The sequence below is a fragment of the Ruegeria sp. YTSC325 genome, assembly GCF_059609525.1.
The window spans coordinates 206,877-222,063 of sequence record NZ_JBXWLY010000006.1; the positions used below are offsets into that span (position 1 = coordinate 206,877).

Annotated in this window: 16 protein-coding genes; 6 read left to right on the forward strand and 10 right to left on the reverse strand. The window is 59.1% G+C overall.

The window, feature by feature from the left end:
• Positions 1-24: 24 nt before the first annotated feature.
• Entirely contained in the window at positions 25-495 is a 471-nt protein-coding gene (locus tag AC2FF7_RS11325; protein ID WP_480866597.1) for a tetratricopeptide repeat protein, read from the reverse strand.
• A 42-nt stretch (positions 496-537) separates the two neighbouring features.
• On the opposite strand from AC2FF7_RS11325, the gene AC2FF7_RS11330 reads away from it, so the two are divergent.
• Positions 538-1,779 carry a cytochrome-c peroxidase gene (locus AC2FF7_RS11330; RefSeq protein ID WP_480866599.1) on the forward strand — a complete coding sequence of 414 codons (1,242 nt, stop codon included), beginning with the start codon at positions 538-540 and terminating at the stop codon, positions 1,777-1,779.
• Positions 1,780-1,811: 32 nt separating this feature from the next.
• Here the strand turns inward: AC2FF7_RS11330 and gcvP are convergent, their stop codons facing one another.
• The 3 genes from gcvP to gcvT all read right to left on the reverse strand — a co-directional run bounded on the left by gcvP (position 1,812) and on the right by gcvT (position 6,253).
• Positions 1,812-4,667: an aminomethyl-transferring glycine dehydrogenase gene (gene gcvP / locus AC2FF7_RS11335; RefSeq protein ID WP_496905653.1), complete on the reverse strand. Its 2,856-nt coding sequence runs from the start codon at positions 4,665-4,667 to the stop codon at positions 1,812-1,814.
• Between the two features lie 107 nt (positions 4,668-4,774).
• On the reverse strand, positions 4,775-5,140 hold the full coding sequence (gcvH, locus tag AC2FF7_RS11340; RefSeq protein WP_170355485.1) for a glycine cleavage system protein GcvH: 366 nt from the start codon (positions 5,138-5,140) through the stop codon (positions 4,775-4,777).
• Between the two features lie 18 nt (positions 5,141-5,158).
• Positions 5,159-6,253 (reverse strand): glycine cleavage system aminomethyltransferase GcvT, encoded by a 1,095-nt coding sequence (gene gcvT / locus AC2FF7_RS11345; protein ID WP_353394221.1) that lies wholly within the window; start codon positions 6,251-6,253, stop codon positions 5,159-5,161.
• A 353-nt stretch (positions 6,254-6,606) separates the two neighbouring features.
• Between gcvT and AC2FF7_RS11350 the strand changes: the two genes are divergently transcribed.
• The 4 genes from AC2FF7_RS11350 to AC2FF7_RS11365 are packed head-to-tail and all read left to right on the forward strand — an operon-like array spanning position 6,607 to position 10,096.
• Positions 6,607-7,257: a histidine phosphatase family protein gene (locus AC2FF7_RS11350; RefSeq protein ID WP_480866604.1), complete on the forward strand. Its 651-nt coding sequence runs from the start codon at positions 6,607-6,609 to the stop codon at positions 7,255-7,257.
• A gap of 10 nt (positions 7,258-7,267) precedes the next feature.
• Positions 7,268-7,882, forward strand: a complete 615-nt coding sequence (locus tag AC2FF7_RS11355) for a glutathione S-transferase family protein (RefSeq protein ID WP_496905654.1) — start codon at positions 7,268-7,270, stop codon at positions 7,880-7,882.
• 15 nt (positions 7,883-7,897) lie between these two features.
• Positions 7,898-8,950, forward strand: a complete 1,053-nt coding sequence (locus tag AC2FF7_RS11360) for a saccharopine dehydrogenase (RefSeq protein ID WP_496905655.1) — start codon at positions 7,898-7,900, stop codon at positions 8,948-8,950.
• Positions 8,951-8,953: 3 nt separating this feature from the next.
• Positions 8,954-10,096, forward strand: a complete 1,143-nt coding sequence (locus AC2FF7_RS11365) for a saccharopine dehydrogenase family protein (protein ID WP_480866607.1) — start codon at positions 8,954-8,956, stop codon at positions 10,094-10,096.
• Positions 10,097-10,205: 109 nt separating this feature from the next.
• Here AC2FF7_RS11365 and AC2FF7_RS11370 read toward each other — a convergent pair whose 3' ends face one another.
• From AC2FF7_RS11370 to parA, 5 genes are all read right to left on the reverse strand, one after another.
• Entirely contained in the window at positions 10,206-10,409 is a 204-nt protein-coding gene (locus tag AC2FF7_RS11370) for a DUF1127 domain-containing protein (protein ID WP_170625461.1), read from the reverse strand.
• A 39-nt stretch (positions 10,410-10,448) separates the two neighbouring features.
• Positions 10,449-10,685, reverse strand: a complete 237-nt coding sequence (locus AC2FF7_RS11375; RefSeq protein ID WP_170355492.1) for a DUF1127 domain-containing protein — start codon at positions 10,683-10,685, stop codon at positions 10,449-10,451.
• 403 nt (positions 10,686-11,088) lie between these two features.
• The gene (locus tag AC2FF7_RS11380) at positions 11,089-12,294 is read right to left on the reverse strand and encodes an acyl-CoA dehydrogenase family protein (protein ID WP_170355493.1); all 1,206 of its coding nucleotides are present in this window, start codon (positions 12,292-12,294) and stop codon (positions 11,089-11,091) included.
• 170 nt (positions 12,295-12,464) lie between these two features.
• Positions 12,465-13,493 (reverse strand): AraC family transcriptional regulator, encoded by a 1,029-nt coding sequence (locus AC2FF7_RS11385; RefSeq protein ID WP_480866609.1) that lies wholly within the window; start codon positions 13,491-13,493, stop codon positions 12,465-12,467.
• Positions 13,494-13,554: 61 nt separating this feature from the next.
• Positions 13,555-14,193, reverse strand: coding sequence for a ParA family partition ATPase (parA, locus tag AC2FF7_RS11390; protein ID WP_170355495.1), 639 nt, complete (start codon positions 14,191-14,193; stop codon positions 13,555-13,557).
• A gap of 79 nt (positions 14,194-14,272) precedes the next feature.
• Here parA and AC2FF7_RS11395 point away from each other — a divergent pair, with 79 nt between their 5' ends.
• Positions 14,273-14,686, forward strand: a complete 414-nt coding sequence (locus tag AC2FF7_RS11395; protein ID WP_496905656.1) for a hypothetical protein — start codon at positions 14,273-14,275, stop codon at positions 14,684-14,686.
• A gap of 48 nt (positions 14,687-14,734) precedes the next feature.
• On the opposite strand, the gene AC2FF7_RS11400 is transcribed toward AC2FF7_RS11395, so the two are convergent.
• A complete protein-coding gene (locus tag AC2FF7_RS11400; RefSeq protein WP_480866611.1) occupies positions 14,735-15,142 on the reverse strand; it encodes a universal stress protein in 408 nt (135 codons plus the stop codon).
• Positions 15,143-15,187: the final 45 nt, after the last annotated feature.

Sequence of the window (15,187 nt, forward strand, 5' to 3'; positions counted from 1 at the left end):
GGGGCCGGGCGCTGCGTCCGGCCCTTACCGAAACGGGTACATCCACCCTTTGTAATCATTCACCAGCACATGCGCCCTTTCAATCTGCTCCAGCGACATTTTCTTGACCACTTCCTCAAGGCTGATCGCCGCATCGGGATCACCGCCAATGGCACTGAGCGTGTACCACATATACGCCCGCACCAGATCGGGCGCGGGCATGCCCAGACCCAGCTCGTAATACCAGCCGACACCCGACTGCGCCCCCGGATGCCCCTTCATCGAAGCACGCAGATACCAGTCAAACGCCCGCTCGTAATCCTGCTCGACCCCCAGCCCAAGGCCGTACATGACGCCGATGAGTTCTTCGGCCTCGGCATTGCCAGAGCGCGCGGCTGGCAGCAGTTCCTCACGCGCGGCCTCAAATTCACCCGCTTCCATCATGTCGCGCGCTTGTTCCAATTCGGCCAGCGCCGGGGTCGCAAAAAGGCAAAGGGCAAGTACAAGCTGGCGCACGGGGTTTTCTTCCTTTTCGTCGGAGCGGCTGCGGCTCAGGACTTGCCACGCCCGCTGACAGATGATGACTTTATCCTATTTGATATGGAACAGGCTGCCATCGGTCATCAACTGTTTTACGACCCCATTCTGTCGGGCAATCAGAACATTTCCTGTGCCCACTGCCATCATCCTGATTTCGGCACCTCGGACGGGTTATCGCTGGGTATTGGTGAAGGCGGGCAAGGCTTGGGGCCAGATCGGACACCGGGCGTAGGAACCGATAAGATTCGCAAACGCATCCCCCGTAATTCACCGGGGCTGTGGAACCTTGGCGCGAAAGAGATTCACACCGTATTCCACGATGGCCGCCTGAGTATCTCGGATGTCTACGGCAACGGGTTTAACTCTCCGGCGCAGGAATGGTTGCCTGAGGGGCTGAACTCGCTGCTCGCCGCACAGGCGCTGTTCCCGCTGACCTCACAATTCGAAATGGCCGGCAATGTCGGCGAAAATCAGGTGACCGGAGCGGTTGCCGACCGAATTGATCTGGGCTGGCCGATCCTTGCCAAGCGCGTGCGCACCGATCCGCGTTATGGCCCGGCCATGGTCGCTGCTTTTGATGAGGTCAACACGACCGAGGACATCACAATCACCCAGATCGCCAACGCCTTAGCCGCGTTCATGGCGGTTGAATGGCGCAGCACCGACAGCGCGTTCGATCAATACCTCGCGGGTGACTCCTCGGCGCTGACGGCGGAACAGAAGGGCGGGATGGATCTTTTCTATGGCAAAGCGCAGTGTTCCATCTGCCATTCCGGGCCGCTGATGTCAGATCAGGAATTTCACGCCTTGGCCTTGCCCCCTTTTGGGCCGGGCCGCACGCGGCAATGGGACCCCTATGTGCGCGACGTTGGCCGCATGGGGGAAAGCGACCGGCTGGAGGACGCCTATCGCTTTCGCACGCCGATGTTGCGCAACGTGGCCTTGACTGCGCCCTATGGTCATAACGGAGCTTTCCCCGACCTCGAGGGTATGATCCTCCATCACCTGAACCCCGAAAACAGCCTGTCGAAATGGAATCGTGATATGGCTGACCTGCCGAACGTTCCTTGGTTGCACAAAGCCGATTTCGTCGTCTGGGACGACCGGTTGGAAATGGCGCGTGTGCGCGGCAAGGTAGACATCACGCCATTGGAATTGTCCGAAGCTGACATCGCGAGTCTCCTGGCATTCCTCGACGCACTAACGGGATCCAGCGTGGACTCCCCGCCATTCGGGGTGCCAAAAGGCTTCGTTCCCTAAGAAAAACCCCCGCCAAGGCGGGGGTTTTCTGTTTATTCCGCCGCTTCCGCGTATGCGTCCATTGGCGGACATGTGCAAACGAGGTTGCGGTCGCCATAAGCGTTGTCGACGCGGTTGACGGGGGACCAGTATTTGTCGACGCCCATCGAGCCAGGAGGGAAACAGGCCTGTTCGCGGCTGTAAGGCCGGTCCCAGTCACCAACCAGATCGCGCACCGTGTGGGGGGCGTTCTTCAACGGGTTGTTCTCCGCATCGATCTTACCGTCGATGATATCCTGCGCCTCGGATCGGATCGAGAGCATGGCGTCGCAGAAGCGGTCCAACTCATCCTTGGGCTCAGATTCCGTGGGCTCGACCATCAGGGTGCCTGCCACCGGCCAGCTCATCGTCGGGGCGTGGAAACCTGAATCGACCAGACGTTTGGCAACGTCATCGACGGTCACATGCGCCTCGGCGTCCAGCGGACGGGTGTCGAGGATGCATTCATGCGCGACCCGACCGGTCTCGGAGGTGTAGAGGATCGGATAGGCTTCCTGCAGACGCGCTGCGATATAGTTGGCGTTCAGGATCGCCACTTTGGTCGCCTGCGTCAAACCCGCACCACCCATCAGCAGCACATAGGCCCATGAGACCGGCAGGATCGAGGGCGAGCCAAAGGGCGCCGCCGAGACCGGCCCCAAGGCGGTGCCGTATTCCGGGTGACCAGGCAGGTGTTCTTCCAGGTGTGCCTTGACGCCGATCGGGCCCATGCCAGGGCCACCACCGCCATGCGGGATGCAGAAGGTCTTGTGCAGGTTCAGGTGGCTGACATCGCCGCCGATATCACCGGGGCGCGACAGGCCGACCATGGCGTTCATGTTGGCGCCGTCGATATAGACCTGACCGCCGTGGTCATGGGTGATCTGGCAGACCTCCTGCACGGTGGTCTCGAACACGCCATGGGTCGATGGGTAGGTGATCATGCAGCCGGCCAGATGATCCGAATGCTTCTCGGCCTTGGCGCGGAAGTCCGCAAGGTCGATATTGCCGTTCTCATCCGATTGCACCGGCACCACCTGCCAGCCCACCATCTGCGCCGAGGCCGGGTTGGTCCCGTGTGCCGAGGTCGGGATCAGGCAGACATTGCGGTGCCCTTCGCCGCGAGCGAAATGATAGTTGCGGATGGTCAGTAGACCTGCGTACTCGCCCTGCGCGCCCGAGTTGGGCTGCTGGCTGATCGCGTCATAGCCGGTGATCTGGCACAGCTTGTCGTTCAGATCGGCAATCATCTCGTGATAGCCCTGCACCTGATCTTCGGGGCAGAAAGGGTGCAGATTGCCGAACTCGGGCCAGGTGACCGGGATCATCTCGACCGTGGCGTTCAGCTTCATGGTGCAGGACCCCAGCGGGATCATCGCCCGGTCCAGCGCCAGGTCGCGGTCGGCCAGACGGCGCATATAGCGGGTCATCTCGGCCTCGGCCCGGTTCTTGTGGAAGATCTCGTGGGTCAGATACGGCGTCTCGCGCAGGGCGTAATCCGGCAGGCGGTAGGCGACGTTCGAGCTGTCATCCTTCCGGTCGATGCCGAAGGCGCCCCAAACCGCCTCAATCGTCTCGGCGCGGGTCTGTTCATCCAGGCTGATGCCCACTTTCGTCTCGCCGACCTTGCGCAGGTTGATGCCACGGGCAACGGCGGCCTCCATGACGGTCGTCTGCAAGTGGCCGACCTCAACAGTGATGGTATCAAAGAACACTTCGGGTTCGACCGAGAAGCCCGCCTCTTCCAGACCGGCGGCCATACGCGAGGTTTTGCGGTGAACAGATTGCGCAATCGCCTTGATGCCGTCGGGACCGTGATAGACAGCGTACATCGAGGCCATCACCGCCAGCAGCGCCTGTGCGGTACAGACGTTCGAGTTGGCTTTCTCGCGCCGAATGTGCTGCTCGCGGGTCTGCAGCGCCAGGCGATAAGCCTTGTTGCCACGGCTGTCGATGCTGACACCAATGATCCGGCCCGGCATCGCGCGTTTCAGCTTGTCGGTGGTCGCCATATAGGCCGCGTGGGGCCCGCCATAGCCCATCGGCACGCCGAACCGTTGGGTCGAGCCGATGGCGATATCCGCGCCCATCTCGCCCGGTGACTTCAGCAGCGCCAGCGACAGGATGTCAGCGGCGACAATGGCAATGGCTTTGTGTTCATGCAGCGCCGCAATCTCGGCGGTGAAGTCGCGCACATGGCCGTGGGTGCCGGGGTATTGGAAGATCGCGCCAAAAACCGCGCCCGCGTCTAGTTGATCCGGGTCGGCCACCTGCACATCGATGCCCAGCGGCTCGGCGCGCGTTTTGATCACCGCGATGGTCTGCGGGTGGCAGTTGCGGTCGACAAAGAAGGCGGCGTTGTTGGCCTTGGACCGACCACCGCGCTTGGCCATCGCCATGGCCTCAGCCGCGGCGGTGGCTTCGTCCAGCAAGGACGCATTGGCCACGTCCAGCCCGGTCAGATCGCTGACCATGGTTTGGAAGTTCAACAACGCTTCAAGCCGGCCTTGGCTGATCTCGGGCTGATAGGGCGTATAGGCGGTGTACCAGGCCGGGTTTTCCAGAATGTTGCGTAGGATCGGAGCAGGCGTGGTGGTGCCGTAATATCCCTGCCCGATCAACGAGGTCAGAACCTTGTTCTTGCTCGCCACCTCTTTCATATGGAACAGAGCATCGCGTTCCGTCATCGCCGGACCCCAGTCCAGCGGCTCTTTCTGGCGGATCGCGGGCGGGACGGTGGCGTCGATCAGCGCGTCCAGCGTCTTGAAGCCGATCACCTTGAGCATGTCGCGCATCTCGGTCGGGCTGGGCCCGATATGGCGGCGATTGGCAAAGTCATAGGCTTCGTAGTCGGTCAGTTTGAAAGCCATTGCAGCGCTCCTATGAATAAGTCAGACACGGCGGAGGCTGCGGGAGCCTCCGGCGGAGGTATTTTAGCCAGATGAAGGGCGGATCCGTGTAAAGATCCGCCGTTGAATTAACCGATGAAGTCCTTGTAGCCGGCCTCATCCATCAGATCTTCGAGCTGCGACGCGTCCGTGATCTTGATTTTGTAGATCCATGCATTGCCTTCTGGGTCTTCGTTCAGCGCGCCCGGATTGTCGGCCAGCGCCTCGTTCACTTCGATGATTTCACCATCAACCGGAGCATAAAGCTCGGACGCCGCCTTGACGGATTCGATCACGCCGATCTCGCCGTCCTTGGCGAATTCTTCGCCGACTTCCTGCTGTTCCACGAAGACCACATCGCCCAGCTGTTCCGCCGCGTGTTTGGTGATGCCCAAAGTGGCGGTGTCACCATCGACGTCAATCCACTCATGCTCTTCGGAATAATAGGTTGCCATTGGGTTTTTCTCCTGACTTCAACGCTTATAATTCTGGGTAACGAAGGGCAGCGCCACGATCTGCGCCGGTTGCGGCTTGCCCCGAATGATCAAGTTGACCACCTCGCCCGGTTCGCCATGGCCTGCGGACACATAGCCCATTGCCACAGGGCCACCGACCGTGGGGCCGAACCCGCCAGAGGTTATCTGACCGATGGTGTTGCCTTCCGTGCACTGGATCTCAACACCCTGACGGGCGGGCGCGCGGCCTTCGGGTTTTATGCCGACCAGCTTGCGTGCGGGGCCTTCAGTTAGTTCTTTCTGGATGCGGTCGGCACCGGGAAAGCCGCCCTCTTCCTTGCGGCGCTTTTGGATCGCCCAGCCAAGGCTCGCCTCGATCGGCGAGGTCGTTTGGTCAATGTCATTGCCATAAAGGCACAGCCCAGCCTCCAGCCGCAGGCTGTCGCGCGCGCCAAGGCCCGCCGGTTCACAATCCTCATGCGCCAGAAAGGCGCGGGTGATATCGATGGCCTTGTCCTCGGGGATCGAGATCTCGTACCCGTCCTCACCGGTGTAACCCAGGCGCGAGATACGGCATTCAACGCCGTTGATATCCGCCACAGTGGTTTCCATGAATTTCAGATCCCGCGCCACAGGGCAGAGCGCGCCCACCACATCCTCGGCCTTTGGTCCCTGCACCGCAACCAGCGCACGGTCGAAAATCTCGATCACTTCGACGCCGTCCAGATGTTCGCGCATATGCGGAATGTCCTGATGACGCAGCGCCGCATTCACCACCACGAAGTAGTGATCCCCTGCATTCGACACGATCAGGTCATCCATGATCCCGCCTTCCGGGTTGGTAAAGAACCCGTACCGCGCCTTGCCGTCCTTCAGCGTAGCATAAGCCTGCGGGCAGAGCGTTTCCAGCTTCTCGCCCACATTCTCGCCGCGCAGGATCACCTGACCCATATGGCTAACATCGAACACCGCCGCCTTTTCGCGACATTGCTTGTGTTCCCCCATGATCCCCAGTGGATACTGAACCGGCATCTCCCAGCCCGCAAAATCAACCATCTTGCCGCCCAACTCAACGTGCAGATCATACAAAGGCGTGCGCTTAATCTCGGTCATGGGTGGTCGCTTTCCTAAGCCGTTGTCACAGACTGTCGCAAACGCCCCGTCCTGCAAAAAGGCGGTGTTCCGCCAGCTTCCCACTCCTTTGCTGTAAGTCAACAGAGTTAGACACGTGTTCCACGCCAGAGTGGGCCGCAGTACCTTCGGGAATGGTGTATACACCCGCATGCCACAGCTTGGTTTCCTATAGGAAACTTTTTTTCGTGGCGCAATAGAAAACCCCCCTGTCCCGCGTAAAAAACTGACCATGGGGAAAGCTTCGAACGGCCAAGATTTTGCAAACAGAATTCCAAACGCCTCTGGTCCTGGCCCACAACCTGCCCTAAGACTTTGCGGCAAGAGGGGCGACCATGTCACATATTACACTGGTGCGTCACGGGCAGGCCAACACCGCCGCGCGAGACGAGCAAAGCTATGACAAACTCAGCGATCTGGGTCATCAGCAAGCACGCTGGCTGGGCGGGCATCTGCAGGACACCCGCGCGCACTATCCCCGTGTCTACAGCGGCACGCTGACCCGGCATGTGGAAACAGCGGCGAGCATGGGCTTGCCGGAGCCGATCCGCGATCCGCGTCTGAACGAGGTCGAGTATTTCACCCTCGCGCAGCTTTTCGAACAACAGCACAACGTTATGGTTCCCACCGACCGTGAGGGGTTCGTCGAACACCTGCCCCGGACATTCACGGCATGGGCCAATGGCCAGATCGCGGATGCGCCCGAAACCTTTGCCGCGTTCGAGGCGCGCGTCGCAGACGCCTTGCACGATATCGGAACCGAAGGCGGGCCGGCGATTGTGGTGACCTCAGGCGCGCTGATTTCGATGGCAGTGCGCCAGGCGATGGGGCTGGACATTCCGGCGATGGCGCGGGTGGCGCTTGCCATCATGAACACGTCGATGCATCGTCTGCATCCGATTGGCAGCCAGTTGAGTCCGGTATTGTTCAACGCGGTGCCCCATCTGGAAGCGCCCGACCGGCACTACGCCCAAACTCACCTGTAAGGAGGCCCCGATGCAGCTTTATTACGCCCCCCGCACGATCTCGGTCGCCGTGGCCATCGCTTTGGAAGAGGCCGGGCTGGAGTATGAGGCGATCAAGCTGGACTTTGCCGGGGGTGAGCAGACCAAACCCGCCTATAAGCAGATCAACCCCAAGGGCCGCGTGCCCGCGCTGGTGGTGGATGGCGGCATTCTGACCGAAACAGGCGCGTTGCTGGATTATATCGCCACGATTGCGCCGCAGGCAGGGTTGGTGCCCTCGGACCCGATCATGGCCGCTCGGATGCGCGAGGTGATGTATTACCTTGCCTCGACCATGCATGTGAACCACGCCCACAAGATGCGCGGGGCGCGGTGGGCCGACAAGAAATCCAGCTGGAAAGACATGAAGGACAAGGTGGCGCAGACGATGACTGCGTCCTGTGACTATATCTGCTCAAACGGGCTGCGGGGTCCATTTGTGCTGGGGGATGAGGTCTCACTGGCGGACGCCTATCTGTATGTGGTTTGCAGCTGGCTGGAGGGCGACGGCGTTGACGTCGCAGCCTTTCCCAAGATTATCGCGTTTCGCGAAGCGATGGAGGCACGGGCCTCGGTTCAGGCCGTACGCGCCGCCGGAATGCTCTGAACATAAGGAACTGACATGACACATCTCTGGGTCCGGGCAGAACAGCGCCCGAACGAGGAACGGGTAGGGTTGACCCCCGAAGGTGCCGCCGCCCTGATCACCGCAGGCATCCGCGTGACGATCGAGGAAAGTTCCGTGCGCGCCATTCCGCTGCAGGGGTACAAAGACGCAGGGTGTGAGATCGCAGCCGAGAATGCGTGGCCCGAGGCCCCGCTGGATGCGATCATCTTTGGCCTCAAGGAACTGCCCGAGGACGGCACGCCCTTGCCGCATCGTCATATCATGTTCGGCCATGCCTATAAGGGGCAGCATTCCGGGCGCGCGTTATTGGAGCGGTTCAAGGCCGGCGGCGGCACGCTCTACGATCTGGAATATCTGGTTGCCGAAGACGGCCGCCGGGTCGCCGCCTTTGGTTATTGGGCCGGATACGCAGGCGCGGCGGTAACGCTGAAAACATGGGCTGCGCAGCAGCGCGGGCAGGAATGCCCTCCGGTCGGAGTGTACCAAAACAAAGATGCGCTGAACGCCGAACTGCTGGCCGAGCTGGATGCCACCGGCACCCGCCCCCGCGCAATCGTCATCGGCGCTTTGGGCCGCGTTGGCACAGGCGCGGCCGATATGTGCGAGGCGATGGGCGTCTCAGTGACCAAATGGGACATGGCCGAGACCGCCAGCGGCGGGCCTTTCCCCGAGATCCTTGACCATGATCTGTTCCTGAACTGCATCTTCGCGCGCCCCGGCACGCCGGTCTTTGTCCCGCGCGATACGCTGAACGCACCGCGCAACCTGACTGCCATCGGAGACGTGGCCTGCGACCCCGACAGCGATTACAACCCCGTGCCGGTCTATGATCGCGCCACCACATGGGACGCGCCCGCCCTGCGCGTGGCCAGTGATCCGGTGATGGACGTGATGGCCATCGACAACCTGCCGTCGATGCTGCCCGTCGAAAGCTCGGAAGACTACGCCGCGCAGCTGCTGCCCTCCCTGCTGAGCCTGACCGATCTGAACAGCGGCGTCTGGGGCCGGGCCGAAGCAACTTACAAAACCCATATTGAAGGGATCTGAGAGATGACGATTCACTGGTGTGGCACCGGCCTGTCGGCCATCCCCGGCCTGCGCCGCCTGATCAAGGGCGGTCACAAGGTCACCGTCTGGAACCGGACCATCGACAAGGCCAAGGCTGAGGTCGGAGACCTGACCGACGACATCCGCGCCTTTGACATCGACGCCTTGGGCGCGGTGCTGGTCAAGGGCGACGTGATAGTTTCTATGCTGCCGGGTGACTGGCACGTTCCGCTGGCGGAACTGGCGATCTCCAAAGAGGCGAATTTCGTTTCGTCGTCCTACATCGCCCCCGAAATGCGCGCGCTGGATGACAAAGCCCGCGAGGCCGGTGTGGCTCTGGTCAATGAGGTTGGGCTGGACCCGGGCATTGACCACCTGATGGCGCACGCCTTGGTGGCCGATTATCGCGCGTCCGACGCGTTCGATGCGCAAAACCACCTGAGCTTTATCTCCTATTGCGGTGGCATCCCGAAAAACCCCAACCCGTTCCGCTACAAGTTCAGCTGGTCGCCGCTGGGCGTTTTGAAAGCCCTGCGGTCGCCCTCAAAATCCATCCGGGACTACGCCCCGCTGGATGTGGCCCGCCCGTGGGACGCGATCACCAGCTATGTCGCGCCGCTGCCCACACCCGAAAGCTTTGAGGTTTACCCAAACCGCGACTCGATCCCCTTCATGGCCGAATACCAGTTCGAGGATCACTGGCCGGTCAAAGAATTCGTCCGCGGCACCCTGCGCCTGAACGGCTGGGCCGATGCGTGGTCGGATGTGTTCACCGAGATCGAGACCCTGTCCGGCCCCGAAGGCGACGCGCGTCTGAAAGAGATGTCGGACCAGTTCTGGGATGAGAACGCCTATGATGAAGGCGAGCCCGACCGCGTTGTTCTGTGCGTGGGCCTGAAAGCCGAGAAAGAAGGCGTCGAGACCTGGCACAAAACCTATGTCATGGATGCATGGGGTGACGCGCGAGGCACGGCGATGGCGCGTCTGGTCTCGATCCCGGTATCCTTGGCAGTTGAGGCAGTTCTGAACCGCGCGATCCCCGCCGGAGTGCATGCCGCCCCCAGCGATCCGAAACTGGTGCAAGCCTGGATGGCCGAAATCGACAAGCTGGCCCAACATCTGCAAGTGGTCGATCACCAGGCCTGACCACACCACAAACCTTCATGCGAATAAAAGCCGTTCTGAAACCCTCAGAGCGGCTTTTTTGGTTCTCTCGCGTCCTACATCATTGCCGGCAAGGGATGGGGCAGGCATCTCAGATATACCTTGCGATCATCTCGTCAATATCCGTGCGATTGATCCCCATCTCAGAAAGCTGACGATCACTCAGGCAGTTCAGTTCTTGCGCGGCTCGAACGATATCGGCACGGATAGCATGGATTTTCATTGCCCGGTCAAACAGCACCAAAGCGCTCGTGCTTGGGGTTGCGCCCGAGCAAGTATGTGTATCAAGCATCATATCCCTCCACCTTCAAATCCAGTTTCAACAATGCGACGCTTATTGCACGCGGTGGTCATACGGCATCTGGTGATAGACGCTTTGATACGCGCGCTGCTTGATCTCGCTCCGGGGGATGCCGATGTCCTCCAGCTGTTGATCGCTCAGCTTCTCCAAAACGCGGACTGTATTGCCATAGATTTTACGGCGAAATTGTTCGACGCGCGCTTCTGCATAGTTCGAAAACAAGCTAAAAAACAAACCCTTCCGAGGGCTGGCTGTCTGTGCGTAGTCCATCTTCTCCTCCTTTATCATTAAGGTGATGTTGCGGGGTACACAGTCGATAAAGGTTGGCCCGATTAACGAATGTCGGGCGGAGAGTTAAACTTTGTTAATGTCAGTAGCTCTGCTATTGAGGCGCAAAATCCTATGCAAACCCAGCGCGACGCGGACGTGACCTCAAATCAGCAATTCCACTGGGGAAGTTCGCGACGCGTCCGTCACCTCTTCGCAATCTAAACCCAAGGCACCGAAACCATGGTGATGGCTAAGTGAGCGCAGCAGTCCCCGCGAGCCTTAAAAAAGTGTCGCGCAAACCAAGAGATTGATCCGACCCGGACTTGCGCTCAAGCAAGAAACCCAGCCTTCTTTCGAAAGCTGGGCTTTGCAGTCTTGTGCCGGCAGGCACGCCGCATCTGACTTATTCGGCCGCAACGGATGGGCTGGCGTCGTCAGTTTCTCCGAACCCTTTAGGCACCGGAAGATCAGGCAGACCAGCAGCGCGTTTCTGCAGCGCCCGGCCGATCACAACCCGGCTGATCTCGGTCGTTCCGTCCACAATACGCAGCATCTGCGCCAGACGTGACAAGCGATCAAGCCCGTAGGGTTGCAGCAGGCCCATTCCACCAAGAACCTGTGTACAGGTATTGGCCGCCTTGACCGCCGCATCCGGCACGAACCGTTTGGCATGGGCTGCCATCAACGGGCCTTCGGGCGTTCCCAGCGCCTCTGCCGCTTTGCGGTACAGAAGCTTCGAGACTTCAAGCTCGGTCGCGACCTCACCCAGCATCCATTGAATTCCATCCAGCTGAAGGTTTGTGCCACCAAACATCTTGCGGTTTTTCGAATAGGATAGCGCGGTATCCAACGCCGCTTGCATCAGCCCGCAACACCCCGAAGCAATCGAAACCCGGGCTATATCGATCGCCATCAATGATCCCTGAAGTCCCTGACCAACCGGCAAAATGATGTTGTCTTCGCTGACAACAACCTTGTCGAGATACATTTCACCAATCGGGAGGAAACCGTAAGAGGGTGTGTCGTACAATGGCCCGAAGCTGACACCCGGTGCGTCAGCGGGAATCGCGATCATCGCCATGTCCGTGTGGCCTGGCGCGTCGCTTGTCTTGACGACAGTGAAATATACATCCGCCTCAGTCGCCAGGCTGACCCATGCCTTGGCGCCGCTGATCGTCCACGTACCGTCCCCGTTGATGGTCGCTCGGGTGTACATCTTCATGGGGTCAGACCCGGATTGAGGCTCGGTCAACGCGAAGTTCGCCAATTTGCGCCCCGAGGTCAGATCACGTGCCCATTTTTCCTTGAATGCATCGGTCCCGTAACCACATCCGGCGAAAGTGCAGATGTTATGCATGGACAATGCAAAAGCATAGGCGCCATCGCCAAGCCCCAGTTGTTCGTAGACCTGAATGCCTTTTGACATAGGAAGACCCTGACCGCCCCACTCCTCAGGAGCGTACAGGCCCGTCAACCCGACAGCACCCGCCTTGTCCGAGGCGTCACGAGGCCAGGCCCGCGCCGCGTTCCACGAATCCACGTTGGGTGCAATGACATCCTCGGCATGCTGGCGCGCGGCCTCAAGAATTGTGGCGAGTTTTTCTGACATGAGAAGTCCTTTCACAAGCAATATTGCCCGAAATCGTCAATCCACCGACCACCCCAGAAGCAAGAGAATTCGGCACACTGAACGTTTCATTTATTTTTAAGGGTTCTATCCGCGCGTCAGGATGCTCGCCATCTCATGAGACGACAGACAATTGTCCAAAAGTGACAAAATTATCGAGATCCAATCGGCGAGCGCCTGTAGGCACTCGGAGCAGCCCCTGTCCATCTTTGGAACGCTTTGTGAAAGCTGGCCGACGACGAAAACCCAAGATCCTGAGCGATCGCCTCAACGCTTTTGCGCCCTGCCTGAAGGTGCCCAATAGCAATGTCCCGGCGCAGTGCGTCTTTGATCGCCTGAAAGGATGTGCCGTCTGATTCCAATCGGCGCATCAAGGTACGCGGTGTCATATTCATTGCTTTCGCAGCCGCCGACAGGTTCGCGTGATCCCACCCCGTTTTGGTTAGGAAACTGCGCACCCGCAGAGACTGGGTGTGTTCACTTGATCGCGTGAATATCCAATCTCTTGGCGCATTTTCCAGAAACAGGTCTAGGTCGCTCGTCTGGCGGGCATGAATCGGACCCAATACACTTGCGTCAAAAGAAATGAAGGAGGCCGGCTGGGCGAAATATACCGGCGCAGGAAAGATAACCGAATAATCCTCGTCAAAGACCGGACGGTCGAACGAAAACCCCACGGCTTTGACAGGCACTTCACCTCGGGCCAGCCAGGACATGAGGCCGTGGGCCAGCTTTAGGATCAACATATGACCAAACCGCTGGGCCTCGACCTCGTGCACAGGCATAAGCGCCAGTTCGACGGCTTGATCGGCCTCGGTCAATTTGAACTGATAGTCGTCCAGTAACAGGTTCCAGAAGGTTGAGAACCGATAGAGCGCCGATGACAATGACGTCGCTTCGCGAACAGACGTCAGCAAGTGCTGCAAAGCTCTGGGTCTAATCGGCCGCGACCAAAGACCCATCATCTCGTCTCCGGTTTCAACAGCCGCCAGCTGATACAGGTCGACAATCTGATCCAGCGTTACCCGGTCCTGACGTGTATCGCCCGCCGACGGCAGTTCGGACCGTTCCAATAACGACCCAAAATGTGAAACCGTGCAAAGTGGCTCCAACGCCGACAGCCAGTCGGCGATAAAGTCACTTGAAACCGTCGAAAACAGATTGGGTGATGTTTCGTTCATTCACGCTCTCTGCCACAGACGATCCAAGACCGCAAAATTCCAAGTGAGCGGCTTTCAGGGGTCAGCCATTCAAAAGCCCCGCGACCTCATCCGCAAGCGCGCGCACCTCTTCCGCAGCGGAACTGGCGCGCTTCGCCTCAAGCACACCCAGCCCTTGACCTAAAGCTTCCGCATATATCACCCTATTGGCCAATGAGGATTGAAACTGCGCCGCGCCAATCTCGCTAAGGGATTTCGCAACATCTTCACCGACGCGAGTGCCGGCCCGGGTTCGGTTCAAAACGATTTGCGTCGGCTTCCCGATACGGTCAGCCAGATCCAGAATATCATGAGTTGCCCAAACATCTGCCTGACTGGCCGAGACCGGCACCAACACAAGGTCAGACTCGCGCAGGACCCACCGCACGTCACTGTCGGCTTTGGGCGGCGTATCGACAAGCACGATATCAGCATCCCCGCCGACGCCACGAATTGCCCGTGAAATTCCATATGCGGTCGCCGTCGAAAACCGAAGGTCTGCGTTCTCGCCAAACGTTTCTTCGCGCACGTCCAGCCATTTTCCAAGACTTCCCTGCGGATCGGTATCCACAAGCGCGACGCTTTTCCCTTCTTGCAGGAAGGCGATTGCCAAGTTCGAGACAAGCGTCGTCTTCCCCGCCCCGCCCTTTTGCTGCGCCACACAGATAATACGACCACCCATAGATCAAGCCTCCAACAGCCATTCTGCACCGCAGAATAGCGTGTCAGACAGGGAAAGGCGATAGGAGCGTTTGGGGATCATGTCCGGCCAACAAGGCACCGTCAAAAATCAATGGCAACAACGAGTTTGTTACGGCGTTCGCCTCAGTCTGAGTTCGCTCCTGTTTGCATTCACAGTGCTTCCAGTTGTGATGGCACAAATAGAAACACCGCCCGAAGGCGGCGCTAGAGCTTTGCTATCTGTCTGGGATTATTGGTTGCGGGAGCAGGATTTGGCCTTCATCGAACAACCGTCCCTCGAAGAAAAGGAAAGTAGACTACGTCTCGAAACACAAACTGAGGCTCCGAGGCAACTCAAGTGTCGAAAGCCTCCAAGCGACCGACCAGCAACTGCTCTGCACAATAAAGTAATCCAGCATTCTAATAAATTCGAAACCGCAGGCCAGCTGCAGTCCAAGGGTTCTTTGGCTCAGCGGTCAATTCTCTCGATCTGATTTGGCTCACGGGCCAATCAAAAAGGAAGCCACACCGCTAACACTGGCTCAACGAATTACATGAACCGAGCACCTGGCGTGATGCACGACTCTGTTCGCAGTGGAACCTAAAAATATGTCCTCAAAACCAGGCTTGTGCGAAGCCAAGACGATGCAATCCGACTCGTTCTCATTTGCGAAGTCGACAATAGCCCTGCCCGCGTGCCCAGAGATAAGCCGAGCCTTCGCGCCCGGAATTTCAGAAGCAGTCTGATGCAGGTTTTCCAGGATTTCATGCCGCGTATTGGCAAGTACCTCGCTGGGAATCTGAGACCCTACATACGCCGGAATTGGTTCTTGGACGTGTATCACGGTGAATACAGTTTCCGCATCAGCCAATTGGCGCGCGGCTTCAAACGACGCTTGTGTATCGTGTTCTTGGTCCAGAGCAACCGGGATCAGGATGTTCTTGTACATTTGACCTCCTATCTACTGCTCCGATGATTTCAGTTTGGTTATTCG

Excerpts from the sequence above, each read along its gene's own strand:
- AC2FF7_RS11350 (WP_480866604.1), top strand. The coding sequence starts at position 6,607 with ATGTCACATATTACACTGGTGCGTCACGGGCAGGCCAACACCGCCGCG.
- AC2FF7_RS11395 (WP_496905656.1), top strand. The coding sequence starts at position 14,273 with ATGTCCGGCCAACAAGGCACCGTCAAAAATCAATGGCAACAACGAGTT.
- parA (WP_170355495.1), bottom strand. The coding sequence starts at position 14,193 with ATGGGTGGTCGTATTATCTGTGTGGCGCAGCAAAAGGGCGGGGCGGGG.
- AC2FF7_RS11355 (WP_496905654.1), top strand. The coding sequence starts at position 7,268 with ATGCAGCTTTATTACGCCCCCCGCACGATCTCGGTCGCCGTGGCCATC.
- gcvP (WP_496905653.1), bottom strand. The coding sequence starts at position 4,667 with ATGGCTTTCAAACTGACCGACTACGAAGCCTATGACTTTGCCAATCGC.
- gcvH (WP_170355485.1), bottom strand. The coding sequence starts at position 5,140 with ATGGCAACCTATTATTCCGAAGAGCATGAGTGGATTGACGTCGATGGT.
- AC2FF7_RS11365 (WP_480866607.1), top strand. The coding sequence starts at position 8,954 with ATGACGATTCACTGGTGTGGCACCGGCCTGTCGGCCATCCCCGGCCTG.
- AC2FF7_RS11360 (WP_496905655.1), top strand. The coding sequence starts at position 7,898 with ATGACACATCTCTGGGTCCGGGCAGAACAGCGCCCGAACGAGGAACGG.
- gcvT (WP_353394221.1), bottom strand. The coding sequence starts at position 6,253 with ATGACCGAGATTAAGCGCACGCCTTTGTATGATCTGCACGTTGAGTTG.
- AC2FF7_RS11370 (WP_170625461.1), bottom strand. The coding sequence starts at position 10,409 with ATGATGCTTGATACACATACTTGCTCGGGCGCAACCCCAAGCACGAGC.
- AC2FF7_RS11385 (WP_480866609.1), bottom strand. The coding sequence starts at position 13,493 with ATGAACGAAACATCACCCAATCTGTTTTCGACGGTTTCAAGTGACTTT.
- AC2FF7_RS11400 (WP_480866611.1), bottom strand. The coding sequence starts at position 15,142 with ATGTACAAGAACATCCTGATCCCGGTTGCTCTGGACCAAGAACACGAT.
- AC2FF7_RS11375 (WP_170355492.1), bottom strand. The coding sequence starts at position 10,685 with ATGGACTACGCACAGACAGCCAGCCCTCGGAAGGGTTTGTTTTTTAGC.
- AC2FF7_RS11380 (WP_170355493.1), bottom strand. The coding sequence starts at position 12,294 with ATGTCAGAAAAACTCGCCACAATTCTTGAGGCCGCGCGCCAGCATGCC.